This window comes from Bradyrhizobium sp. USDA 223 (genome assembly GCF_044909005.1).
GTDB lineage: Bacteria > Pseudomonadota > Alphaproteobacteria > Rhizobiales > Xanthobacteraceae > Bradyrhizobium > Bradyrhizobium yuanmingense.
Genome location: NZ_JBIYDR010000001.1, coordinates 1,542,021 through 1,565,574 on the forward strand (window position 1 = coordinate 1,542,021; position 23,554 = coordinate 1,565,574).

Consider the following 23,554-nt stretch of genomic DNA (forward strand, 5'->3'; position numbering starts at 1 on the left):
GGGCGAATTCACCAATAGTTTGACGCGGCCCGCCTTGAATTTGGCGGAACTCTGACCACCTTGAGCCAACCTTGCCGCTCGGGCGTCAGAAGAAAGTCTTGTTTATCAATGCTTTGGCTTGCTCTCCGGGGCAAGGCACTGTTCACTCTCAGGCAAGCCCGTCAGGACTTAGTCGCCTAGACTGTGCTATAGAGCCAACAAAATCAGCCAATTCGAAAGAGCAGATCCCATGGCAGTGCATCAGGTCAATCCGGGAGGAAAGCTCGCATCGCTCGATCCGATCTGGGACCGGATCCGCAGCGAAGCGGAGGACATCGTCCGCCGCGAGCCGGAGCTTGCGACCTTCATCTATTCGGCGGTGCTGCATCACGGCCGGCTGGAGGATTCGGTGGTCCACCGCGTCGCCGACCGGCTCGATCATTCCGCGCTGTCGGGCGACCTCGTGCGCCAGGCCTATATCGAGGCGCTGCGCGACGACCCCGATCTCGGCAACGCCTTCCGCGCCGACCTCGTCGCCGTCTACGATCGCGATCCCGCGACCTCGCGCTTCATCGATCCCTTGCTCTACTTCAAGGGCTTTCATGCCATCCAGACCCATCGCCTCGCGCACTGGCTCTATCTGAAGGGCCGCAAGGATTTCGCCTATTACCTTCAGAGCCGGTCGTCGGCGGTGTTCCAGACCGACATCAATCCCGCCGCGCGCATCGGCCGCGGCATCTTCCTCGACCACGCCACCGGCTTCGTCTGCGGCGAGACGGCTGTGATCGAGGACGACGTCTCGATCCTGCACGGCGTCACGTTAGGGGGCACCGGCAAAGAGAACGAGGATCGTCACCCGAAGATTCGCCACGGCGTGCTGATCGGCGCCGGCGCAAAAATCCTTGGCAATATCGAGATCGGCCATTGCGCGCGCATCGCCGCCGGCTCGGTCGTGGTCAAGCCGGTGCCGCACAACGTCACGGTTGCGGGCGTTCCGGCCAAGATCGTCGGCGAAGCCGGCTGCGCCGAGCCGTCGCGCACCATGGACCAGATGATCAACGCGATGGGGCTCTGAGAAGGCCTTGATGCTGCGAAGGGCCGGATTTTCCGGCCCTTTTCGTTCCTAAATTCTTTGACAATTCGTGCTGGCGGTTCGCCGCATCTCGTCCTAAAACCCGCCGACCATTTTCGATCGGAGACTTGCCGTGGACGTCAAAGAAGTCAGAAAACTCGACGCATATTTGAAGCGCGTATTCGGCAATCCCAAGATCCGCGTCGTGCCGCGGCCGAAGAAGGACGATTCCGCCGAGGTCTATATCGGCGAGGAATTCATCGGCGTGCTCTTCGTCGACGACGAGGACGACGATCGCTCGTTCCAGTTCCAGATGGCGATCCTCGAGGACGACCTGGTCGATCAGGAATAATTGTTGTCATGCCGTCGTTGCGAGCGAAGCGGAGCCTTCGGTCGCGCGCGTGTCCCGGACGCACTGCAACGCTGCTTAGCGTTGCAGTGCAGAGCCGGAACCCAGAAGCCACACACCCCATCTCTCCGACATGGACCCCGGCTCAGCAGCGCACCGTCGAAGTGACGCTGCGCTGCGTCCGGGGCACGCATCGAGATCGAGGCGCGCGCTCTCCCCATCGTCATTGCGAGCGAAGCGAAGCAATCCAGGAATTCTTCCGCAGCAAGGAATCCTGGCACGCGCCTTCAATTGCAGACTTCGACGTTTATACTGTAGCCGCCGGTAGTGCTTTTTGATTCAAGGCGACAGCCTGACCGAACTGGACGACAGATTCCACTGGAACAGACCATTTGACCAGACGACTGCGGCTTCGCGGGTGCAGCTTCGGTTTGCTTGCGCTCCGTGTCTCGCTTTTGGGCATCTTCACGGGTCGCGATCGGCTTCTTGTCCTGCACCTTCTCGCATTGATTGTCGTCGTTGACGCGGAAGCCGGCGCGGCAGGTGATCTTCACGCAAGTATCGCCGTCCGCCTTGAAGCCGTGATTGCACACCAGCGGGCAGACGCGCCCCGGCTTGGCCTTGATGACATCGAGCGCTTCGAAGCTCGCGAATTTGGCGTCGAACTTCGTGCCGGCATATTTGTTGAAGAGGGTGAGCGAACGCTGCGAGTTCGCATTCCAGTCGCCGTCCGCATTGCTCGCGAGGCATCCGACTCGACGGAGTTCTGACTGCACGAGTTTGGCCGTCTCCTGCGGCGACAGACTCGGCGCCGATTGAGCAGGGGCCAGGGCCGCGACCTTCTGCTCAGCGTCACGCTGAGCCTTCTCTTTGGCGGCTAGCTCAGCCGCTGCTTTTTCGCTGGCGATCCTCTCGGCCAGCGCCTTCTCGGCAGCCTGCTTGTCGGCCAGCGCCTTGGCGGCTGCTTCTGCGTCTTTCCTGCGCTGCTCGGCGGCGGCCGCCTTGGCCTCTTCGATCCGATTGGCCTTCTCCGCGGCGATCCGAGCATCTTCGGCAGCCTTGGCCGCTGCTGCGGCTTTCTCCTGCTCGGCCCTCTTGGCCCGTTCGGCGGCAAGCTTTGCCTTCTCCTCCTCGGCCGCCCGCGCCTTCTCCGCCGCTGCAGCGCGGGCGTCTTCGGCAGAAATCCGGTTGAGTTGAGCCTTGGCGAGATCGGTATAGAAGCCGCTGGGATAACGATTGAGGAACGCGGTCCAAACGTCGCGCGTGCCGAGCTGGAGCGCCAGTTCGTAGTCGCGCCGGATTTCGCTGTCAGGATTGGCTTGCGGGCCCGGCGCTGCGACCGGCTTCGCCGGAACCAGGGCCACGTCGTCGCCGCCGAGCGAGCCGTACACAAACGGCTCCTGCTTGTAGCCGGTATTCTTGAGCACGTCGTCGCGCACGAAGCCGAACGCCTTGCGCAGATCGAGCCCGGGCGTCGGCAGACGTTCGACGAGAGCCGCCGCGAACGGGCTGTTCTTGGAGTCGCCGTCGGACGCCGTCGAGCCCGCTTTCGCCGCGAACGCGATCATCGTATTCGGGCTGGTTGGCTCGACCTTGGCGAGGCCGCGGCCGATGGCACGCGAGGCGATGGTACGCTTCATCGTCTTGGCAAACGGGTTGTCGCGACAGGCATCGAGGATGATCAGGCGCAGCTGCTTTGCAGGTTCGACCGCGAACAGCGCGCGGTCCAGCGCGATCGTTTCGTCCAGCACGTCGCTGTCGGTCTCAAGCGTCGCGTCGGTCGGGATCAGGTAGTTGACGCCGTCCAGTTCAATGCCATGACCGGCGTAATAAACCACCGCGACCCCAGCATCCCGCGCCTTGCCGCCGAAGTCACGCAGCGCCCGGCGCATCTCCGAACCGTTGAGGTCGAGCTTGATGTCGACGGTATCGAACCCGGCCTTCCTGAACATGCCGCCGACCAGGGTGGCATCGTTCGCGGGGTTCGCCAGCCGCGCCACGTTCTTGTAGGCCGAGTTGCCCATCACCAGCGCGACGCGCTTCTCAGCCAGCGCCGGTCCGGCTCCGACCCAGCTCGCAACAATCAACAAAACAAACAGCCGAAGCCGCATTCCAGCCCCCGAATGCAATAGCGTCAGATTATTCGCAGCATGGCCAATCGCAATCTGTGCTCAGTGATATCAGTCACACATCCATGCGCCCTCCGGGCAACCCCGTGCCACGCATCGCGGCCATCATGCCCTGTTTTGGCCCGATGGGTCAATCATTATTCGAAAAAAACGAAAAGACTCGATGCTGCCAACGCTTGGCTACTGTGCATGGGGTTGTTTTCGACGTTTTGTTTTTGGAGGCTCCAGCCGACCCCGCTCAGCCCCGCGGCCCGCGCAGCTGCGCGGTCAGCCTCTCCATCGCCTCTGCCACTTCGCGCCACTGCGACAGCCAGCTGCGTGGAAAGCGGAAGGTGAGGTCGGCGCCGCCGACGCGGCGCTCGGAGAGGCACATGCCCGGGGTGGCGGCATCGCGCGTGCAGCGCGCGGTCAGCGCCGGGCTCGCAGCCGAATAGAGGTCCTCGCTGCCGTAGGGCGTATCGCTTCGGAACATCCGCATCGTCAGGCCGTCCGCCGGCATCACTGCTGCCTGGTCGAGGTAGCGCGGATAGATCATGGCCGTGCGCTGCTCGGGCGAGAGCGCATCGTGATGGGCCGCGATCGACAGGAAGATGCGGTCGATCGACTGCAGCGCCGCTTCCGCCGTGTCGGAGGTGACGTGCTTGGGCGCGCCCGGCGGCTCCAGCGACGGATAGAGGAAGTCGAGATCGATGCGCTCCTGCGGCCCCGAGTGCCGCTGGATCTTCATCCGGATCGCGGTCACCGGCAGGTTGAACAACGTGCCGCCGACGCTCACCGGCAGCTTGTCCGGCGCGTTCGCGCCCCGGCTGCCCCAGGTCGGCCACAGCAGATAGGCGACAAGCGCGACAGCTGCGATCGCCGCCGCGCCGCCGAGCACGATCGGGACGACATGCGCCCGAGTGCGCGGGCGGGGGGACCTGAGGGGAGCTGCCGAGAACAATGTCATGAATTGCGCGAGGTCGACCGGAGGTCGGCCGATGGCCGACGAATCAGCGGCGAATATGCCATGCGACGGCGCTCTCGCGCAGCGTTCCCGGCTGCTTGGATCGGGGACGCCCCTGCACCGGACGCCCGGCCGCGTTAACCTTTCCTTAAGGATAATGTAGCGTTAACGGGCTCTGTTTGTCACAGGAAGGCACGCGCGTTGCGTAAGGGCGGAGCACTTCCGATGACACCTGAAGCTCTCAACACCTTCTTCTCGATCGGCATCGGTTTCGCGCTCGCGGGCGCGCTCGTGAACGGATACCAGGCGCTGGCGCAGCGGCCCGCCGGCTTCGGCCTGCTGCAGGACGGCGTGGCCCCGAAAACCTTCGCGGCGGTTCCCTTCCTGGTGTTCGCCGCGCCCTTCATCATCATGCGCAACACGCTGCGCGGCGTGCGGGTGGAAAGCCGCCGCGTCGAATTCGTGATGATGGCAACCGTCATCGCCGGGTTCTGGAGCATGATGAGCGGCACCTTCTTCCTGATGACGCTGCGCGCCGCCGGCCTTCTGGTCTGATCCGAAGCGCCTCGAGCGCGGCCGGCCCTTTGCGTCGCGGCTGCTGTTTGGCTATGCCACTCGTCAACGCGACAGGAGACCCCCATGGCCATCTACGAGCTCGACGGGCAGGCGCCCGACCTTCCCGCCGACGGCAATTATTTCATCGCCGAGACCGCGACCGTGATCGGCCGGGTGCGCCTGAAGCCGGGCGCGAGCGTCTGGTTCGGCGCGGTGCTGCGCGGCGACAATGAGTGGATCGAGGTCGGCGAGGGCGCCAATGTGCAGGACGGCTCGACCTGCCACACCGATCTCGGCTTTCCGCTGGTCATCGGCAAGAACTGCACGGTCGGCCACAACGTCATCCTGCACGGCTGCACCATCGAGGAGGGCGCGCTGATCGGCATGGGCTCGATCGTGATGAACGGGGCAAAGATCGGCCGCAACAGCATCGTCGGCGCCGGCTCCGTCATCACCGAGGGCAAGGAGTTCCCCGAACGCTCGCTGATCATCGGCTCGCCCGCCCGCGTGATCCGCACGCTCGACGACGCCCAGGTGCAGAAGATGGGGAGCGCGGCCCGGTTCTACGTAGCCAACGGTCCGCGCTTCAAGCAGGGCCTGAAGCGGATCGACTGACCGGCCCGCCCGGCCGCGCTTCTCCCCAGCCCGGCCACGGCTCGACCGTAAAAATACAGGTTGGCGCTTTAATCCTCTGCTAGCGCGATCACGCTTATCATCCAGCGTTTTCAACCAGGAGGAGCGGCGCGATGAACGCTGCGGCGCTGGAATCCGGCTTCAGTGCCGGAACCAAATTCTTGAAGAAATTGGTCCGTTTCGTGCGCGGCGTCGATACGCTGACCGTCGCGGAGAAGGTCTACAGCATCGCCGCCTTTCTCGCGATCGTCACCACGTTCCTGCTGGTGATGTCGGTCCAGTCGGTGCGCCTGCAGACGACGTATCGCCACCTGCATGCCACCTCCGCCGACGCGGCGGTCGGCGTCGGGCGCATCAACGCCCTGATCTACGCCGTCGTGATGGAATCGCGCGGCATCTACATGTCCGCCGATCGTGCCGCGATGAAGCAGTTCGCGGATGGGCTGGTGCGGCGCAACCGCGAGCTCGCCGAGGCCGTGAAGAGCATGGAGCGCACGGTGCGCGACGACGACGCCGAGCTGTTCTCGTCCTTCCGCCAGCGCATCCAGCAGTTCATCGACTTCCGCAAGGAGCTGGTGCGCCGCGGCGTCGAGATCAGCCCGGCCGCGGCCCGCGAGTGGGGCGACAACGACGCCAACCGCACCTTGCGCAGCAAGCTCAACAGCGATCTCGAAGCGCTCGAGCGCATCTACGAACAGCGCGCCCGCGAGGCGGACGAGCTCGCCGACAGCCACCGTTACGCAGCCGCCTATCTGTTCGCGCTGGGGCTCGTGGCGCTGATGCTCGCGGCGTTGAACGTCGTCGTCATGCGGAACTCGGTGGTCGGCGCCCTCGCCGATATCACGCAGGCGACCGACCGGATCGCGCAGGGCGACGTCAAGAGCGAGGTGCCGCATCTGCGCCGTCACGACGAGATCGGGCGCCTTGCGCGCGCGGTGCAGAATTTCCGTGACGCGGTGGCGCGCATCTTCGAGCTCGAGGAGCTCGAGCTCGGCACCGCGCAGGCGCGCGACGCGGCGATGACCGAGCGCGACAAGTTCAACGACAAGTACCAGGCCAAGAAGTGGCAGCTTTCGGCGGCGATCAACAACATGCCGCAGGGGCTGATCATGCTCGACGGCAAGGCCAATGTGGTCGCGATGAATGCCAATTACCGGAAGATGTACGATCTGCCGGAGACGATCCAGACCGGCTCGACCTTGGAGGAGATCCTCGAGCACAGGGTCAAGAGCGGATTGTTCAGCGGCGACGTCGCGAAATATGTCGCGGCGGTGCTCGACCGGATCGCCAGGCGCGAACCGACGGCCTACGAGCTTGCCTTGAACGACGGCCGCGTCATCAAGATCTACGAGCGCCCGATGGACGGCGGCGGCTGGGTGTCGGTGCAGGAGGACATCACCGAACAGCGTCAGCGCGAGCGCATGCACGAGCGCATGGAGCGCCTGCTCGCCATCGTCGTCGAGAACGTGACCGAAGGCATCATCGCCAAGGATGCGCGCAACCTGCGCTATCTGTTCATCAACAAGGCTGCCGAGAAGCAGATCGGCATGTCGCGCGCCGAAATCGTCGGCAAGACCGCGCGCGAACTGTTCTCCAGGGAAACTGCCGATCTGATCGAGCGGCGCGACAAGCAGCTGCTCGCCCAGCAGCAGCAACTCGAGCCCATCACCGATACGATCAACAACCCGATCCGCGGCCGGCGCAAGGTGTCGTGGCGGCGCCTTCAAATCGGCGGCGACGGAGAGGATTCGCATATCTTCGTGACCATGGTCGAGGATCTCGGGGCGGAGATGGGTGCTGCCGCGTAGTGGACGGGCAAGGTAGGACAATGAAGAGCATCTGCCGCCGATGCTCGCGCGGAAGTGAGACAGCGTGGCTGTCACGAATGGCCGACTGACGGTAGCTTGGTCCTGCTTTGAAGCGTGGAGCGACCTCCGCGCGGAGGATCGAGTGATGTTACGCAGGATGATGATGGCGGCGCTGGCCGTGGCGGCGGTCGGGCTGTCGGCGCCACAAAAGGCCGAGGCGGGCGGCGGTTTCGGACGTGGTGGAGGCTTTCACGGCGGCGGCTTCCATGGTGGCGGCTTCCATGGCTGGGGGCACCGTCATTGGCATGGCGGCGGCTTCTGGCCAGGGGTCGGGATCGGGGTAGGTCTCGCCGGCGCCGGCTACTACGGCGGTTATTACGGCTACCCCTACTACGGCGGCCCCACCTATTATGGCGCCGGCTACAACGACGGTTATGGCGGCTGCTACGTCGCGCGCAAGCGCGTCATGACCCCGTCGGGATGGCGCTACCGCCAGGTCGACGTCTGCGAGTGAGGCGGAATAGCTGTTAAAAAACAAGGTCGTTGACGCAGTATACCGTCAACGACCTTGCCAGCCCCGGATATTGAAATCGGCTCACGCCATCCGGTAACGGCGAGCATCGCGCGGAATCATACCGGCGAATGTGATCCAGTTCACAAGTGGCGAAAATAAAGTTCCCGCACCGTGACCGGCTCAGCCGCCCGAGCGCTTGCGTGCGCTGGCGTGGACGCGGCGCGCCGGTTTCCTGCGGGTAACCGTGGGCGTCTCGACCTCGGTCGCCCGTGCACTGGCAAAGGACTGCCGCAGGCCGTCGATGGATTCGTTCAAGGCCGTGACTTGCTCGGACAGGCGCTTGGTGTCGGCCTGTTGCGCCGCCAGCAGCCGCTTCATCGTCTGAAGCTGGTCCTGCACCACCTGGAGCTGGTCGATCGATTCCTGCTGGGTCGCCTCCAGCCCCTTGGTCTTCTCGACCAGCTGCTCGGAGGCCTGGGCGGCGCGGGCCTGAAGCTGCCGCGAGGCCACCACCCGGTCGCTCTCGGGGGCGGCGCCGGTATAGGCCCGCCAGATTGCGATCGACGTCACGCCGGCGATCAGCAGCAGGAGGGCTGCAGCAGTCAGCGCGATCGGCTGGGCGCCAAGGCGAAGGAGGGTGTTGGACGGCCTGTCCTGGGCGAGATCGATCATCGCTGACAAAACCCAAATTGAAACTTGGTGAGTGGCGAAGACCGGCAACCCAGAGGGGTCACCGGGGCGTCCCGAAAGCCTTACGTTTCGGCAAGGAATGGGACCAAAAAGAGGCTGAGCGGCAAAAAGCCAGTGATCAGCGGCCCTTGCAGCCCCGGAGCGCAGCGCGGGGGGCAGGGCTCAAGGCTGAAATTGCGAGAACGGCCCGGAATAGCTCTTTGCGCGCGGTGCCGCATAGGGCCCGAGCCGGGAGGTCTTCAGTCCAAGTCGCACGAGTGATTCCGCCAGCGTCACCGCGGCCGCGACGCCGTCGACCACGGGCAGGCCGTGCGTGGCGGCGAGTTCGCCTGCGAGATCGGCCATGCCGGCGCAGCCGAGCACGATGGCCTCGGCGCGATCGTCACGGATGGCGGCGGTGATCTCCGCCGAGATCTTGCCGAGCGCATCATTGTTGCGCTCTTCCAGCGCCAGCACTGGGACCTCGGCGGCACGGACGCGGACGCAGCGTTCGGCCAGGCCGTACTTGCGCAGATTGTGCTCGATCGGAACGATGGAGACGCCGAGCGTGGTCACCACGGCAAAACGAGCGGCGATCAGGCTCGCGAGGTGGAAGCCGGCCTCGCCGATGCCGATCACAGGCGCTTTGGCGGCGGCGCGCGCGGCATCCAAGCCGGTGTCGTCGAAGCAGGCGATGATGTGTGCGTCCGCGCCGTCGCGATCGGCCTCGCGGATGCAGCCGAGCATGCCGGGCACCGCGAAAGCTTCGTCGTAAAATCCCTCGATCGAGACCGGGCCCATCGCCGGCTGACGCGCATCGATCACGGTGCCCGCGAGGGCAACGCTGCGCGCGGCAGCGGCGATCTTCGCCGTCATCGACGCGGTTGTGTTGGGATTGACGACGTGAAGCCGCATCAGAACAGACGAGTCCTTATCTCAGACGAGTCCCTTGCCGGCGTCCGAGCCCTTGGCCGCCTGCCGCTTGTTGAGCACGTGAATGGTGCCGAGCGCAAGCGTGATGACCGTGAACGAGACTGCCGAGATCACGGTGCCGAGCGCGTAGATGTCGGGGTTGGTCACGGTGGTGGTGAGGCCTTGAAGATCCAGCGGCAACGTGTTCACCGCGCCGATCGCCTGGCTGGAGCGTGCGAGCTCGTCCCAGGACAGCGTGAAGCCGAACAGGCCGATGCCGATCACCGAGGGCAGGATGATCGGCAGCACGACATAGCGGAACGTCTGCCACGGTGTCGCACCGAGATCGCGCGCGGCCTCTTCCAGCCGCGGATCAAAGCGGTTGAAGATCGCGAACATGATGAGCAGCCCGAACGGCAGCGTCCAGGTCAGGTGCGCGCCGAGCCCGGACGTGAGCAGGCCCATCGAGGTCTCGAAATTCTCGTTCCAATGCGCCTTGATCAGGTCGTCGATGATTCGGAACTCGAGCGAGATGCCGAGCGAGGTGATGATCGAGGGCACGATGAGGCTGGCGATCGCCGAGTAGAACAGGATGCTCTGCGCCTTGAACTTGCGCCGGAATGCCATGCCGGCGGCGACCGACAGCACGACGGTGACGATCATCACGACGATGCCAAGCAGCAGCGAGCGGCGGAAGGCGGCACCGAGATCGACGATGCCGGTGCCCTGGAACAGTTTCGCGATCCAGAAGGTCGACACGCCGTTCATCGGGAAGGTGAGGCCGCCCTGCGGCCCCTGGAACGACAGCACGTAGATCGCGATCATCGGCCCGTAGAGAAACAGCACATAGGCCGCGAAGAAGATCGCGAGCACGTAGAACGAGCGCGGGCGTCCTTCCTTCATGCTCTAGAGCTCCTTCTTGATGTCGACGATGCGCGACATCATGGTGATGATCAGGAAGGTGATTGCGAGCAGGATCACGGCATTGGCCGCGGCGGCGGGGAATTGCAGCGCGTTGACCCGCGTCTCGATGATCTTGCCGGCGGCGGCGATCTGCTGGCCGCCCATCACGCCGATGGTGATGAAGTCGCCCATCACGATGGTGATGACGAAGATCGAGCCGATCACGATGCCGGGCTTGGCCAGCGGAATGATGACGTTGACGAGGGTCTGGAAGCCGCTGGCGCCGGCATCATAGGCGGCCTCGATCAGCGACTTGTCGATGCGCACCATCGAGTTGAAGATCGGCACCACCATGAAGAAGGTGAAGAGGTGCACCAGCGCCAGCACGACGGAGAATTCGGAGAACAGCAGCCATTCGATCGGATGGTTGATCAGTCCCGTCTTCATCAGGCCGGTGTTCACCAGGCCGTTGCGCCCGAGCAGCGGGATCCAGGCGATCATGCGGATCACGTTGGAGGTCCAGAACGGGATCGTGCAGAGCAGCGACAAGCCCATCTGCCAGGTCTTGGACTTGACGTGGAAGGCGAGGAAGTAGGCGACCCAGAAGCCGATGAAGAGGGTGATGGCCCAGACCAGGAAGCAGAGCTTCAGCGTCTTCAGATAGGTCTTGGCGATGGTGCAGAGCTCAGGGAGCTGCGCGATGCAGCCCTCGAACGTGTCGGTGTAGCCGCGGCCGGAGAAAGCCGGCAGCAGCTGGTATTCGTTGTAGTCCCAGAACGAGACGATGACGACGAAGACGAGCGGAATGAGGAAGAACGCGAGAAACACCAGCATCATCGGCCCGGCCTGGAGCCAGGAGATGAAGGACGGCGACAGGCGCGTCGGCTTTGCGGCGCGCGCTGTGCCCGACCCCGGGATCAAGCCCGGGGCTGCCTGTTGCAGGACTTCTTCCGACATGTCCGTTACGCCGCGATGAACTCGTTCCACTTGCGGACCATGTAGTCGTTCTCATCCATCACGGCGTTCCAGCACGCGACCCCGCCCATGCGATCCTCGTAGGAGCCGCCGTCACGCACCGCGCCGGCCTTTTCCAGCAGCGAGCCGTCGGGCGCCTTGATGTCCTTCTCGGCCGGCTTGCCTTCCATCCAGTAGGCCCATTCGTAGGGCTCCATGTGCGCCTTCGCGGTGGAGAGCACGGCGGAGTAATAGCCCTGGCGGTTGAGATAGGCGCCGGCAAAACCCGACAGGAACCAGTTCACGAATTCATAGGCCCATTCGAGCTTGGCACCCGAGACGCCCTTGGACACGCAGAAGCCGGAAGCCCAGGACCGGTAGCCTTCCTTCAGCGGCTGGAAGGTGCAGGGGATGCCCATCGAGCGCACCTTGGTCACCGCCGGCGACCACATCGACTGAATCACGGTCTCGCCCGAGGCCATCAGGTTGACGCTCTCGTTGAAGTCCTTCCAGAAGGCGCGGAACTGGCCGGCCTTCTTGGCCTCGGTCATCACCTTCATGGTGAGATCGATCTCTTCCTTGGTCATGTTGCCCTTGTCGGCATATTTGTACTTGCCGGAGGCTTCCACGACCATCGCGGCATCCATGATGCCGATCGAGGGGATGTTGAGGATCGAAGCCTTGCCCTTGAACTCGGGGTTGAGCAGCTCGGCCCAGGTAGTGATCGGACGCTTGATCAGGTCGGGGCGGATGCCGAGCGTGTCGGCGTTGTAGACGGTCGGGATCAGCGTGACGAATTCGGTCGCCGACGTCGCGAACTTCTTGGAGTCCTTGCCTTCCAGATAGAGCACCTTCCAGGGCGCGGTGCCCTGGCCGCCGATCTTCTTGCCGCCGGGCGTCTCGCCCTTGGTGAAGACAGGCGTGATGTTGCCGAACTCCTTGATCTTCTTGGCGTCGAGCGCAAGGATGTTGCCCGACGGCACAAGCTTCTTCAGCGAGAAATATTCGGTATCCAGCACGTCGAAGGAATTCGGCTGGGTCATCACGCGCTTGGTGACGTCGTCGGTGGTTGCGGTGATGTATTCGATCTTGATGCCGGTGTCCTTCAGGCACTGCTTGGCGATGTCGTCGCCCTCGTTCACGGCCGTGCCGAGATAGCGCAGCACCTTCGCATCGGCCGACTTCACGTAAGGAAAGCCGGTGATCGCGCCGGAGCCGGCGGCGAGGCCGGCGAGACCCGCGGTGCCCTTCAATAGCGTGCGGCGGCTGACGCCGGTCTTCCTGGTCGTCTCGGTCATTTCGCTCACTCCTCTGTTGCGCATTTCCGTGGTGAAGGGTGCTATTGCAGGCGTTGCGCCTTGGCGGGATCCCAGGTCGCCAGCACGCGATCGCCCGGACGGAACGGATGCACGTCGAAGGTGGACTCGGGAACGTGGGAGAACAGGGCGGTGCCGTCGTCGAGCGTGAGCGAGACGGCGATGTAGGAGCCCTGATACTCGGTCTGGGTCAGCAGCGCCGGCGCGCCGAAGGCGCCGTCGACGAACGGCACGATGCCGAGCTGATCGGCGCGAACGGCGATGAGATTGCCGGCGTCGCTGAGCACGTTATGGCCGCCGATGAATCGGGCCACGAATTCGGTGCGGGGACGATGGAAGATGTCGCGCGCCGTGCCCTGCTGCTCGATCTTGCCGTGGTTCATCACCACGATGTGGTCGGCGAGGGCCATCGCCTCTTCCTGGCCGTGGGTGACCTGGATGAAGCTGATGCCGAGCTCGCGCTGCAGCCGCTTCAGCTCGCCGCGCATCTTGACGCGCAGGAACGGATCGAGCGCCGAGAGCGGCTCGTCGAGCAGGAGGATCTGCGGCTCGGTGATCAGCGCGCGCGCGAGCGCGACGCGCTGCTGCTGGCCGCCGGAGAGCTGCGCCGAAAGACGGCCTGCATATTGGCTCATCGCGACCAGCTCGAGCAATTCGCCGGCGCGCTTGTGCCGCGTCGGCTTGTCGATGCCGCGCATCTTCAGGGCGAAGGCGACGTTGTCGAGCACGGAGAGGTGCGGAAACAGCGCGTAGGACTGGAACATCATCGCGGTGCCGCGCTTGGCGGGCTCGAGGTCGGTGACGTTCTGCGCACCGAGGATGATGTCGCCTTCGCTGACCGCCTCGTGACCTGCGATCATGCGCAGCGTCGAGGTCTTGCCGCAGCCGGAGGGACCGAGCAGGCAGCAATAGGTGCCGGCCGGGATCTTCAGGTTGACGTTGTCGACGGCCAGCGTGGCGTCGTAGCGCTTGGTGACGGCGACCAGTTCGAGAGCGGCGGGAATGGCCATGGCGTGTCCGAGGAGGGGCGTTGCGTCCCGCCTCTCTCCGCAAGGTCCGTGCCAACAGCCCGCGACGGTGCGAATTTCAAAAACTGTGCAGCGGAGTCAGTTCGTTAGATCGATTCCGGCCCAATTTGTCCGGCCGTCACCTGTGCAGCCAACTGCACACAAAACGGGCGAAGATTGTATAAAGTTTCGCCTGTGATTGGATACAGCTCGTCGACTAACATTGCAGGCCGAACGTTCGTCGATCGAGCCTCACAATCATGGCCGCCAAGACCCGCCAGAAACCCGATGCGCCAGACGCGAGCGATCGCGTCAGCCGTATCCGGGAGGGTGTGACCGCCGCGATCCTCGAGCATCGTCTGCTGCCCGGCACCAAGCTCGGGGAGGACGAGATCGGCGACATCTACGGCGCGAGCCGGACGCTGGTGCGCTCAGCGCTGCAGCAGCTTGCGTATGAGGGCATCGTCAACATCGAGAAGAATCGCGGCGCTTTCGTTGCGCGCCCGACGCCGGCTGATGCCCGCGAGGTGTTCGAGGCGCGGCGCCTGATCGAGCCCAACATCGTGGACCGCGCCATTGACGCGGTCTCGCCGGCCTGGCTCGATCGCCTGCAGCACCATCTCACGGAAGAACGCGAGGCCGAGTTGCGCGGCGATGCCCGCGCCTCGGTGCGGCTCTCCGGCGAGTTTCATCGTCTCGTCGCCGAGATGAGCGGCCACAGCATCTATCTCGGCTTCCTGAAGGAGCTGATCGCGCGCTCCTCGCTCATCATCCTGCTCTACCGCCGTCACGACACGCCCGCCTGCGGCACCGATCATCACGCCGGGATCGCCGCCGCGATCCGCAAGCGCGACAAGGCGCGCGCAGGCGCCTTGATGCTGTCGCACCTGAACGAGATCGAGGCGGAGCTGTTCCTGAAGGATCCCGCCGCCGACGAACTGCGGCTGGCGGACGTGCTGGGGACGTGAGAAGGGCGTCGCCAGCGCACGGGATCGGCGGGTCCGGACGCTATTGTGGCTCCAATCCGAGATTCTTGATCGACTCCAGCCAGACCGGCCCTTCTTTTTCGTAGAGGGCGACCGAGGATGCGCGGTCCATTGCCGGCGCATCGACCCCGAAGGCCTCCAGCAGCTTCTGGACACGCTCGGTCTTGCCGCCTTCGACCATCAGCTTGGCCAGCAGCTCGATCCGATCGGTCGGCGTCGCAGCGGGCGCCACCAGGGTCGTGAAGCTGGTCAGCTGGAAGACCTTGCCGGTGACCCCCTGCTCGGTGAACGTCTTGGTGTCCGGCAGCTTCTTCATGCGAACCAGTGACGGAACAGCGATCGCGCGGCCGACGCCGGTATCAAGGACCGGAAGCGCGGCTTGGTAGCTGCCGGTCGCGGCCTGGATGACGCCGGCCGCCAGGTCCTGCCACATCGGCGCTTCGCCGCGGTAATGCACGATGGAGATGTCGAGGCCATATTGGCGGTTGAGTTCGGCGATCGCGATGTGCGCGAACGAACCGATCCCATACGAGCCGGCCGTGACCTTGTTGCGGCGCGCATAGGCGACGAAATCTTCGATGGACTTTGCACCGGTGGCGGAATGGACGACCAGCGGCAGATGACCCGATGGCGTCATCGCGACGATCGTGAAATCCTTGTCCGGATCGTAGGCGAGCGACTTCAGCAGCAGCCGGTTTCCGAGCAGCGTGGACGAGATCGTGTACATCAGCGTATGGCCGTCCGCCGGCGAATCCTTGACCGATTGGGCTGCCAGCGCGCCGCTCGCTCCCGTCTTGTTTTCGATGACGACCGGCTGTCCGAGCTTCTGAGAGATATAATCGCCATAGGCGCGGGCGAACGCATCGGTGATGCCGCCGGCGGGCGTCGAGACGACGATCTTGATTGCTTTGGTCGGCCAGGCTTCGGCCGCAGCCCCGTCAGCCGTGGCCAGCACCAGGCCTGCAATTGCAGCGCCCAGCATTGCGACGATTGTCTTCACTTGCCCCTCCCGTTTTGTTGCGTCTTTGGGCGCCCTTGGGACGCCGGGCAGAGATGTCACACGAGCAGAGTCAAATAGAAACAACATTTCATTGTGTGAAATGGCTACCTCTTGGCGGCCGCGGACGGGCCTGCCGCAGCAAGCCTGGCGCTGAGCGTCTCGGCCAGTGCGGAGGCGACTTTCTTCATCTGAGGCACGAAGCGCCGGAGACCTTCCTCGGTGCTGACGGCCTCGCGCAGCATCATCACGTTCATGCTTGCGAACAGGCGGTTCGGAACAGCGACGGGAACGCCGATCGCCCAGACGGCGCCGCCGAAGATGCGGCGGCTGTAGCTCTCGTCCATCACTGCGAATCCGGCTTTCCGGATCGCGCGCAGCACCTTCGTGAGTTTGGCGGGATTGCGGGCGAGGTCGTTCCAGGGCTCCGGGCTGAGGGCAAGGCGCGCCGCGATGCGCTCCTGCTCGGCCGGCTCGCAAAACGCCAAATAGGCGCGCCCCATCGAGGTGCCCAGCACTGGAAAACGAAAACCCGGGGGACGGTGGAACAGCAGCGAGCCGCCGATCCGGGTCGTGTGCGCGATCACCATGGATTCCTGGTCGAGCACGGCCACGTCCGAGGGCCACTGAATCTGCTGGCGAAACTTGTTGAGCATCGGTTCGGCGATACCGCCGATCCAATTGGGTTCGTCGTAGCCTGCGCTGAGCAGGAGCGCCCGTCCGGTTGGGGCATAGCTGGGCGGCTCGGCGCGCCGCACCACATATCCTTCATGCTCCAGCGTTTCGAGCATGCGGACGATTGTTGCCTTGTTGAGGCCCGTCGCCTTGTGCAGCGAGCCTACGGTCGATTGCCGTTCCTGGTTGATGACGCGCAGGACCTCGAGGCCTCTCGACAACGCGATAACGGGACGGAACGAAGGCATGGCAGCTCTTTGTGAGGACCGTGCCGCTAGTCAATGATGCAATCGCCGGAACAGTCAACAGGCCCGACTCCCCGGCCGGGAATTGGACGGTGCCGCATCGGCTCCTCAGCGACCGAGTTCGCTTTCGGCGGCAAGCTGCCCCTCTGCCGTGATCTCGTATTCGCCGTCGTGCTTGGTCATCCATCCTGACCTGACCATCTCTCGTGCAAGCTGTATCGAGCAGATCGGATGATTGCCGCCCGGGTGATACAGCCTGTCGTTGCGGACGAGCAGGTGCCCGTACAATCGCGCCTGGCGCAGCGCCCTGCGCATCCCCGGTGATGGACTTTTCATGCCGGTTCAAGCGCGAGCACGATGAAGGTTCCTAATGAATGCGGCCATCTCATCGACGTTTCGTTCGGCAGCGCACATAGGAACCGTCATTCTGCTGCATGGTTTTCTTCTTCCGAGGAGTAGCGCCATGAACGTATTGGATGAGCACACTCGGTCCCTCTGGATGGACGTATCTGTCGCCGAAGCTCCGGTGCTGTCGCGTACGGTCGGCGTGGACGTTGCCGTGGTCGGCTCCGGAATAGCCGGGCTTTCGGTCGCATATGAGCTTGCTTGCCATGGACGTTCGGTCGCAGTGATCGATCGCGGCCGCATCGGCAGCGGGATGACGGCGCGCACCACGGCGCATCTGGCGACCGCGCTCGATGATGGTTACGATGCGTTCGTGCGAGTCCGCGGCCCTGACTGTGCGCGGCGTTACTATCAGAGCGTCGCTACCGCGATCGATTGCGTCGAGGCCATCCAGGGCGCCGAGCACATCGATTGCGATTTTAAACGCGTCGATGGCTACTGGGTACAGGCACCCGAAACGTCCGCATCCGAACTGGATAGTGAATTGGGCTGCTGTCGCAAGCTGCAGATCCCCGTCGAAAATCGCATTGAGCCGACACCGTTCCATGACGGGAGGCAGACGCGTTCGCTGCGCTTTCCGCGCCAGGCGCGCCTGCATCCGACTAAATATCTCGCCGGTCTGGCGAGCGCACTGCAGCGCCGGGGCGCCCAGCTCTATGCCGACACCTGCGTCGAGAGCATCCAGCAACGCCAGGGTAGCATGGTCGTCACCACCGCCTCAGGCTACGAGGTTCACGCCGCCGACGTGGTGGTTGCGACCAACTCGCCCGTCAATGTTCAGGTGGCGATCCACGCCAAGCAGGCGCCTTACCGCACTTATGCGCTCGCCGCGAAGATTGCCGCGGGCGCCGTGGAGGATGCGCTCTATTGGGATACGCTCGATCCTTATCATTATGTCCGCCTCCAACCGTTGTCTGCCGACGAGGACATCGTGATCATCGGCGGCGAAGATCACAAGTCGGGTGAGGCAAATGATGGTGCACAACGCCTTGACGCTCTTGAGCGCTGGGCGCGCGAGCGATTGCCGGATTTGCGCGAGGTCACCTATCGGTGGTCGGGTCAGGTGCTGGAGCCGGTCGATTTCGCCGGCTTCATCGGTCGCAGCCCCGACGAGGAGCATGTATTCGTTGTCAGCGGCGATTCCGGGCAGGGGATCACGAACGGGCTCGTGGCGGGCATGCTGATCGCGGATCTCATCACCAGCGGCGCCAGTCCCTGGGAGGACGTCTACGCTCCGTCACGGAAGATTCAAAGGAACATCGGCGAGTTCATCAGCGAGAACATCACCCCTATCAAGAATTTCGCGGAGTATCTCACCGCAAGTGAAATCGCGAGCGCTGAACAACTGCGGCCCGGCGAGGGGCGCCTCTTCCGAAGTGGCCTGAAGAAGATCGCGGCGTGCCGGGACCGAAGCGGACATTTGCATTTGCATTCGGCGAGCTGCACCCATTTGGGCTGCGTCGTGCACTGGAACTCACTCGAACAGTGCTGGGACTGCCCGTGTCACGGATCGCAGTTTGCACCCGATGGCACCGCGCTCAACGGCCCGGCGGTTTCCCCGCTCGGCGGGGCTGAAAAGCCGGCCAATCTTGAAGCGGCAGAATGAGCGGCATCCCTCGGCGCGTCGTGGTCAGGCGTTGAAGGGGTTTGCGCTGACGGCTGGCACCTTTTGTGTGACGCGTTACGTGTGAATCATGATCGCACGGCGATCTGATGTGACTAGTCCTCGCAGGCTGTACCGGCTATATCCTGTCGCCTTGTCATCGAACTGTCATGTTACCGCAAATGCTAAAGTCAGATGCTGCGCCGGCTCGCAAGACTCCGGGCGCGCCGGAAGCCAATACTGCTGTTGGGAACACCAAGAGAACGCAGCTCCTCACCGGCTTCCCGGGGCAACGCGAGGAGGTCAGCGTGGAACCCGCGACGGTCGAGGAGCGCGCTCCCCTTGAGCAGACGCCATCGCAGGACGTGACGCCCGCGCCGAGCCCGACCCAGCCCGCATCTCCCGCCGCCGAAATCGAGCTCAAGCTGCTCGTCGGTGCCGATCGCATGGCGCATTTCGGCGCGGCGCCCGTGATCGCGGCGAACGCACGCAACAAGGGCACGCGCAAACGTCTCAAATCCGTCTACTACGACACGCCCGAGCGGGCGCTTCGTCGTGCCGGCCTGAGCTTGCGCGTCCGCCAGAGCGGCACGCGTTTCGTGCAGACCGTGAAGACCGAGGTTGCGGACGATCCGTTGCGTCGCGGCGAATGGGAAGCAAGCGTGCCGTCGCTTGCGCCCGATCTCGCCTTGGCGATGCCGTTCATTCCGGAGAAGCTTCGCGGCCAGCTCGACGCGCAGCCGCTTGAAGCGGTGTTCACGGCCGATGTGCATCGGCACACGCGCATCGTCGACCTGCCGTCCGGCACGGTCGAGGTCGCCTTCGACCAGGGTGAGCTGATGGCCGGCGACCGGTCGGTTCCTGTCAGCGAGATCGAGCTGGAGCTGAAGAGCGGCAGCGCGAGCGCGATCTACGAGATCGCGCTGCGCCTTGCGGAGCACGGAACGGTGAAGCCGTCCATCCGCAGCAAGTCCGCGCGCGGATTCGATCTTGCCGCGGACCTGCCGCCGTCGGCTCGCCGGCCGCGCAAGCTTCGTCTCGATCCCTCCGTGACGCTCGACGAAGCCTTCGCGACCATCCTGCGCGCCTGCTTCCTTCACCTGCTGCAATCGCTGCCGGCGGCCGAGGACGGCCGCAATCCGGAAGGCGTGCATCAGCTGCGCGTCTCGCTGCGCCGGCTGCGATCCGCGCTCGACTTGATGCGATCGGTCGGCGCGCTCAGCAACCTCGAGGCGCTGCGCTCGGAGGCCAAATGGCTGGCGCAAGGCCTGTCTGCCGCGCGCGACTGGGACGTGTTCCAGCTCGCCACCTTGCCGGCGATCGCAAAAGCTTGTCCGTCGGTCGCGGGTTTCGATGCGCTTGGGCGGGCCGCGGCTCAGCGTCAGGCGGAAGCTTATCGCAGCGCCCGCCACGCGCTCGATGATCGCCGCTGCGCGCTCTTCCTGATCAGTCTTGGCGGTTGGATCGAGACGCGTGGCTGGCGTAACGGCGTTGCGGCGCAAGATCTCGGCCGGCTCGCGGAGCCCGCCGTCAATTTCGCCGAGCGCGTCTTGTCGGAGCAGTATGCGAAGGCACTCAAGCGCGGTCGCCGCTTCAAGTCGCTGACGGTCGACGAGCTGCACCGCGTGCGGCTCGCCACCAAGCGGCTGCGCTATCTCAGCGAGTTCCTGCTGCCGCTGTACGAGGATCGCAAGTCCGCACGAAAATTCGCGCGCCGGGTCGCCGGCTTGCAGGAGGAGCTCGGCGTCTTCAACGACATGGCGGTGACGGCCTCGTTGCTCGACGGGCTCGGCACTGACGATCGCGACAGCGCCATTGCGGCGGCCGCGATCGCCGGCTGGCAGGCGCGGGCATCGATCGGCATGCAGCAGGGCTTGCAGGATAGCTGGCGGGATTTTGCCGCCGCACGCGTGCCCTGGTCGCGCCAAGGCGAGCAGAGCTGATCGCGCTTTCCCAAAAAGTTGCGCCCAGCCATTGGGGGATGGCTGGGCGCGCGCGAACCGGTCTGGGACGGGGAGGGGTGGGGATGTGACCGGGTCGCGTAACCTGTTGTCTCGTTCCTACTAATCTTTGGCGCTGGCGGTGGAGACCGCCGGCTTGGTATCGCCCAGCGAGACCCAGACGTTGGGATCGCTCTGCGACTGGCGCTTGACGAAGCGGTAGCCGGTCTCCGTCCAGGCGAGGACGTTCTCGTTCTGATTGTCGAGAATGAACTCGCCCTTGTCGGTCTTCACCGTCAGCACCGCGTGGCCTTCGCCCTTCTTGTCGCGCACCACGGTGATGAGCAGGGCCTGGCGCGGCCAGCCGGCATCCATCAGCATCTTGCGCTTCAACAGCACGTAGTCTTCACAGTCGCCGTAACCGTCTGACGGCAGCGACCACTTCTCGATCACGCCCCAGTGCTCCTGGTCGGTCAGAGGCTTGACGGTCTCGTTGACCCAGCGATTGACCTTGATGAGGTCGCGCCATGCGGCCTGCGACATCACGATGTCGCGCGGCTGCAGCGGTGCGCCCTGGCACTGGGCAGCATTGTCCGCGCAGAACTCGACCCAGCCTATCGGCGCACGCGTGGTGTCGCCGAGGCTCGCGTAGAGCAGACGGCCTTCGCCGGCCTGCGCTGCCGCGCTGATCCCGAAGAGCATGGCGGCCAGCGCCAGTCCCTTCCCCCGTCCCCTGAAGTCAAACATTGCGGCCCCCGTTTCTTGTTGGGACCACATTTCGCACGGAGCTTTTGAGTTGCCGCTAAGTCGACCAAGTCAAGTCGAGACGAATGCAAGTAAAAGGCGCGGCGAATTCGATCTATACTTGAATAGAATTCGCGTAAAATTGGATATGACTGCAATTGATTCAAATTTTATCTATTAACGCGGAAGCGCTGGGAGGAGCGTTGTTTGCGCTTATCTGCAGCCCCTCCGTTAACCGCTGGCCATTCGCCGCTGGACATGAAAAAGGCGGCGTCCGCATCGCGGAAGCCGCCTTCGAGCCTGGAAATATGGAGGTTTTCGCGTCCTTGCGCTTTACCGCGCGGTAACGCTCTCTTCGAGTGTCTCTGCCGGCTGCTCGTGCATGAACTCCAGCGCGAAGCCGTCCTCGAGGTTTCGGACCACGCGGCCCTGGACCCGGCCGAGCAGAACCGTCGATTTCAGCGGCGGCCGGTTCTCGGCAGCGATCGCCGCGCCCGACAGCGAGAGGTCGATGATGCGGCAGGTCATCTTGGTGCCGTCCTCGAGCGTCAGCACCGCGATCGGGTTGCGCGGCACGATACGGTCGTGGCGGCGGTCCTCCGGCAGATTGAGGATGTCGCGGTTGGCGAGCCAGGTCAGCTGCGCGGCGAGCTTGTCGCGCTTGCGCGGCGTCGCACCGATGGTCATGGCGAAGCCGTTGTCGATGATCCGGGTGATCTTGCCCTCGACGCGGCCGATATGGTCGAGATAGGCGACCACGCGGTCGCCGACATTGCCGATGCCGGGGGCGAGCAAGGCGAGGCCGCCCGGCGACATGTTGATCACCTGGCAGGGGAATTCCCGGCGGTCCGGCAACATGTAGCGGCCGAGCAGGTGCACCTTCACCCGCTGGAAGCGCCTGCGCTCCTCGGCGGCCGGAAGAAATTTTTTGTTCGCCAACGCCATTTCCAACACCCGACCCCCCGCCCGGGCGGAGTCCTTGCGACCCTAAGGTGCACAGGGTTAATGCCGCGTTAGGATCGGGCGCGCCGGTTGCGGACAGACACGATGCGCTCGAAAAGCCACACCAGGGGCGGGCACGCAAGCACCGTCAGTGCGCCGAGGTCGAGCGCGACCGCCGCGCTCCCGGCCGATTTGGCGAGCCGCCCGGCCAGGGCGGGACCGAGCATCATTGCGGCATAGAATAGCGTGTAGAACACGCCCATTCCGATCGCCCTGGTCTCCGGGACAAGCACGCGGGCGGCGAGGCTCATGATTGGGCCGGCGGGATGGCCCCCGATGAGGCCGATCAGGACCAGAATTGTGATCACCCAGTCCGATCGCGGCAGCCAGGCCAGCAGCACGGCCACAAGTAGGCTGGCCGCGATCGCCAGCATAAAAGGTCGCTTGAAGCGATCGGCGAGAAAGCCGCCTGCCGGAACAGAAATGACCGACAACCACATCACGATGCTGATCGCCGAGCCTGCCGCGGCGATGCTCCAACCGCGCTCGGCCAAGAACGTCGGGCCGAACGAGAAGATCATGGCGAAGCCGACATTATAGAGGCCCCAGATCACGCCGGCGACGACCACCGCGAGCAGGGCGAGCGGATCGAGCCGGCTCGAGCCGGCGGCGCTGACGGCAGCTCCGGATGGCGGCTGGTAGAACGCGACCAGCAGAATGCCGATCGCGGTCAATGCGCCCACGGACAGGAAGACGGCGCCTGCGCCATGGGCGGTGCCGATTGCTGGAAGGACCAGCAGCGAAATCGCAACGCCGGCCGGCCAGGAATTGACGAAGATCGCCATCGCGGTGGCGATCTCCTTGCCTGCGAACCAGTCCGCGGCCATCTTGGTGAGCTGCACCGTCAGCAGCACTCCGCCGGCGCCGGAGGCGAGCCGGCCCGCCATCTGCCAGCCCCAGACGTCGGCGGTGGCCATGACGAGGCTGCCTGCCGTCATCAGCAGCAGCGCGGCGATGGTCGTCGGCTTGTCGCCGAGCGCGCGGCCGATTGCGCCGCCGGGCAGCGCCAGCACGACTCCCGGCGTGAAATACAGCCCGATCAGGATGCCGATATCGGCAAGGCCGACGCCAAAGGTCTGTTGCAGCAGCGGCGCGACCGCCGCAACACTCTGAAACTGGAACGCGATGGTGAGGCGCACGACGAACAGGATCGCAAGAATGCCCCAGCGATTGCGCAATGCCTCATCTCCCACAAGTCTCGAGCGTGCGGTGGG

Annotated in this window: 23 protein-coding genes; 9 read left to right on the forward strand and 14 right to left on the reverse strand. The window is 64.4% G+C overall.

The genetic code is table 11. From position 1 onward, the window contains the following. The first annotated feature begins 229 nt into the window (after window positions 1-229). Both cysE and ABIA40_RS06840 read left to right on the forward strand, forming a co-directional pair. Window positions 230-1,054: a serine O-acetyltransferase gene (gene cysE / locus ABIA40_RS06835; RefSeq protein WP_145640657.1), complete on the forward strand. Its 825-nt coding sequence runs from the start codon at window positions 230-232 to the stop codon at window positions 1,052-1,054. A 130-nt stretch (window positions 1,055-1,184) separates the two neighbouring features. Beyond that, complete coding sequence (locus ABIA40_RS06840; RefSeq protein ID WP_007602550.1) at window positions 1,185-1,403, forward strand: DUF3126 family protein; 219 nt, start codon at window positions 1,185-1,187, stop codon at window positions 1,401-1,403. Between the two features lie 284 nt (window positions 1,404-1,687). Here the strand turns inward: ABIA40_RS06840 and ABIA40_RS06845 are convergent, their stop codons facing one another. Together ABIA40_RS06845 and ABIA40_RS06850 are read right to left on the reverse strand one after the other, a co-directional pair. Continuing rightward, window positions 1,688-3,511 carry a caspase domain-containing protein gene (locus ABIA40_RS06845; RefSeq protein WP_404540118.1) on the reverse strand — a complete coding sequence of 608 codons (1,824 nt, stop codon included), beginning with the start codon at window positions 3,509-3,511 and terminating at the stop codon, window positions 1,688-1,690. 256 nt (window positions 3,512-3,767) lie between these two features. Beyond that, complete coding sequence (locus tag ABIA40_RS06850; RefSeq protein WP_404540121.1) at window positions 3,768-4,475, reverse strand: hypothetical protein; 708 nt, start codon at window positions 4,473-4,475, stop codon at window positions 3,768-3,770. 222 nt (window positions 4,476-4,697) lie between these two features. Between ABIA40_RS06850 and ABIA40_RS06855 the strand changes: the two genes are divergently transcribed. The 4 genes from ABIA40_RS06855 to ABIA40_RS06870 all read left to right on the forward strand — a co-directional run bounded on the left by ABIA40_RS06855 (window position 4,698) and on the right by ABIA40_RS06870 (window position 7,982). Continuing rightward, window positions 4,698-5,027 carry a DUF6949 family protein gene (locus ABIA40_RS06855; protein WP_157280648.1) on the forward strand — a complete coding sequence of 110 codons (330 nt, stop codon included), beginning with the start codon at window positions 4,698-4,700 and terminating at the stop codon, window positions 5,025-5,027. An 84-nt stretch (window positions 5,028-5,111) separates the two neighbouring features. Then, window positions 5,112-5,642: a gamma carbonic anhydrase family protein gene (locus tag ABIA40_RS06860; protein WP_404540125.1), complete on the forward strand. Its 531-nt coding sequence runs from the start codon at window positions 5,112-5,114 to the stop codon at window positions 5,640-5,642. 131 nt (window positions 5,643-5,773) lie between these two features. Further along, window positions 5,774-7,468 carry a PAS-domain containing protein gene (locus ABIA40_RS06865; RefSeq protein ID WP_404540128.1) on the forward strand — a complete coding sequence of 565 codons (1,695 nt, stop codon included), beginning with the start codon at window positions 5,774-5,776 and terminating at the stop codon, window positions 7,466-7,468. Between the two features lie 145 nt (window positions 7,469-7,613). Next, entirely contained in the window at window positions 7,614-7,982 is a 369-nt protein-coding gene (locus ABIA40_RS06870) for a hypothetical protein (protein WP_404546179.1), read from the forward strand. A gap of 180 nt (window positions 7,983-8,162) precedes the next feature. On the opposite strand, the gene ABIA40_RS06875 is transcribed toward ABIA40_RS06870, so the two are convergent. The 6 genes from ABIA40_RS06875 to ABIA40_RS06900 all read right to left on the reverse strand — a co-directional run bounded on the left by ABIA40_RS06875 (window position 8,163) and on the right by ABIA40_RS06900 (window position 13,746). Beyond that, on the reverse strand, window positions 8,163-8,654 hold the full coding sequence (locus tag ABIA40_RS06875) for a hypothetical protein (protein WP_271544716.1): 492 nt from the start codon (window positions 8,652-8,654) through the stop codon (window positions 8,163-8,165). Window positions 8,655-8,834: 180 nt separating this feature from the next. Beyond that, complete coding sequence (locus ABIA40_RS06880) at window positions 8,835-9,566, reverse strand: aspartate/glutamate racemase family protein (RefSeq protein ID WP_271544714.1); 732 nt, start codon at window positions 9,564-9,566, stop codon at window positions 8,835-8,837. Between the two features lie 21 nt (window positions 9,567-9,587). Beyond that, window positions 9,588-10,466, reverse strand: coding sequence for an ABC transporter permease (locus tag ABIA40_RS06885; RefSeq protein ID WP_271544712.1), 879 nt, complete (start codon window positions 10,464-10,466; stop codon window positions 9,588-9,590). A 3-nt stretch (window positions 10,467-10,469) separates the two neighbouring features. Next, window positions 10,470-11,423, reverse strand: a complete 954-nt coding sequence (locus tag ABIA40_RS06890; RefSeq protein ID WP_157280642.1) for an ABC transporter permease — start codon at window positions 11,421-11,423, stop codon at window positions 10,470-10,472. A 5-nt stretch (window positions 11,424-11,428) separates the two neighbouring features. Continuing rightward, window positions 11,429-12,718 carry a PotD/PotF family extracellular solute-binding protein gene (locus tag ABIA40_RS06895; protein ID WP_036029687.1) on the reverse strand — a complete coding sequence of 430 codons (1,290 nt, stop codon included), beginning with the start codon at window positions 12,716-12,718 and terminating at the stop codon, window positions 11,429-11,431. A 41-nt stretch (window positions 12,719-12,759) separates the two neighbouring features. Next, on the reverse strand, window positions 12,760-13,746 hold the full coding sequence (locus ABIA40_RS06900; RefSeq protein WP_404540134.1) for an ABC transporter ATP-binding protein: 987 nt from the start codon (window positions 13,744-13,746) through the stop codon (window positions 12,760-12,762). Between the two features lie 257 nt (window positions 13,747-14,003). On the opposite strand from ABIA40_RS06900, the gene ABIA40_RS06905 reads away from it, so the two are divergent. After that, window positions 14,004-14,711 carry a GntR family transcriptional regulator gene (locus tag ABIA40_RS06905; protein ID WP_404540137.1) on the forward strand — a complete coding sequence of 236 codons (708 nt, stop codon included), beginning with the start codon at window positions 14,004-14,006 and terminating at the stop codon, window positions 14,709-14,711. Window positions 14,712-14,751: 40 nt separating this feature from the next. On the opposite strand, the gene ABIA40_RS06910 is transcribed toward ABIA40_RS06905, so the two are convergent. The 3 genes from ABIA40_RS06910 to ABIA40_RS06920 form a co-directional block, all read right to left on the reverse strand. Continuing rightward, the gene (locus ABIA40_RS06910) at window positions 14,752-15,729 is read right to left on the reverse strand and encodes a tripartite tricarboxylate transporter substrate binding protein (RefSeq protein WP_271544704.1); all 978 of its coding nucleotides are present in this window, start codon (window positions 15,727-15,729) and stop codon (window positions 14,752-14,754) included. A 104-nt stretch (window positions 15,730-15,833) separates the two neighbouring features. Beyond that, window positions 15,834-16,649, reverse strand: coding sequence for a helix-turn-helix domain-containing protein (locus ABIA40_RS06915; protein WP_157280639.1), 816 nt, complete (start codon window positions 16,647-16,649; stop codon window positions 15,834-15,836). A gap of 105 nt (window positions 16,650-16,754) precedes the next feature. Then, window positions 16,755-16,982 (reverse strand): hypothetical protein, encoded by a 228-nt coding sequence (locus ABIA40_RS06920; protein ID WP_036044010.1) that lies wholly within the window; start codon window positions 16,980-16,982, stop codon window positions 16,755-16,757. 127 nt (window positions 16,983-17,109) lie between these two features. Here ABIA40_RS06920 and ABIA40_RS06925 point away from each other — a divergent pair, with 127 nt between their 5' ends. Both ABIA40_RS06925 and ABIA40_RS06930 read left to right on the forward strand, forming a co-directional pair. Then, window positions 17,110-18,657 carry an FAD-dependent oxidoreductase gene (locus ABIA40_RS06925; protein WP_404540141.1) on the forward strand — a complete coding sequence of 516 codons (1,548 nt, stop codon included), beginning with the start codon at window positions 17,110-17,112 and terminating at the stop codon, window positions 18,655-18,657. 179 nt (window positions 18,658-18,836) lie between these two features. Beyond that, window positions 18,837-20,597 carry a CHAD domain-containing protein gene (locus ABIA40_RS06930; protein WP_404540144.1) on the forward strand — a complete coding sequence of 587 codons (1,761 nt, stop codon included), beginning with the start codon at window positions 18,837-18,839 and terminating at the stop codon, window positions 20,595-20,597. 120 nt (window positions 20,598-20,717) lie between these two features. Here ABIA40_RS06930 and ABIA40_RS06935 read toward each other — a convergent pair whose 3' ends face one another. The 3 genes from ABIA40_RS06935 to ABIA40_RS06945 form a co-directional block, all read right to left on the reverse strand. Continuing rightward, a complete protein-coding gene (locus ABIA40_RS06935) occupies window positions 20,718-21,341 on the reverse strand; it encodes a transglutaminase-like cysteine peptidase (protein ID WP_271544701.1) in 624 nt (207 codons plus the stop codon). A 330-nt stretch (window positions 21,342-21,671) separates the two neighbouring features. After that, the gene (locus ABIA40_RS06940; protein WP_026312634.1) at window positions 21,672-22,283 is read right to left on the reverse strand and encodes a PilZ domain-containing protein; all 612 of its coding nucleotides are present in this window, start codon (window positions 22,281-22,283) and stop codon (window positions 21,672-21,674) included. Window positions 22,284-22,351: 68 nt separating this feature from the next. Beyond that, complete coding sequence (locus ABIA40_RS06945) at window positions 22,352-23,518, reverse strand: CynX/NimT family MFS transporter (protein WP_404540148.1); 1,167 nt, start codon at window positions 23,516-23,518, stop codon at window positions 22,352-22,354. Window positions 23,519-23,554 lie beyond the last annotated feature (36 nt).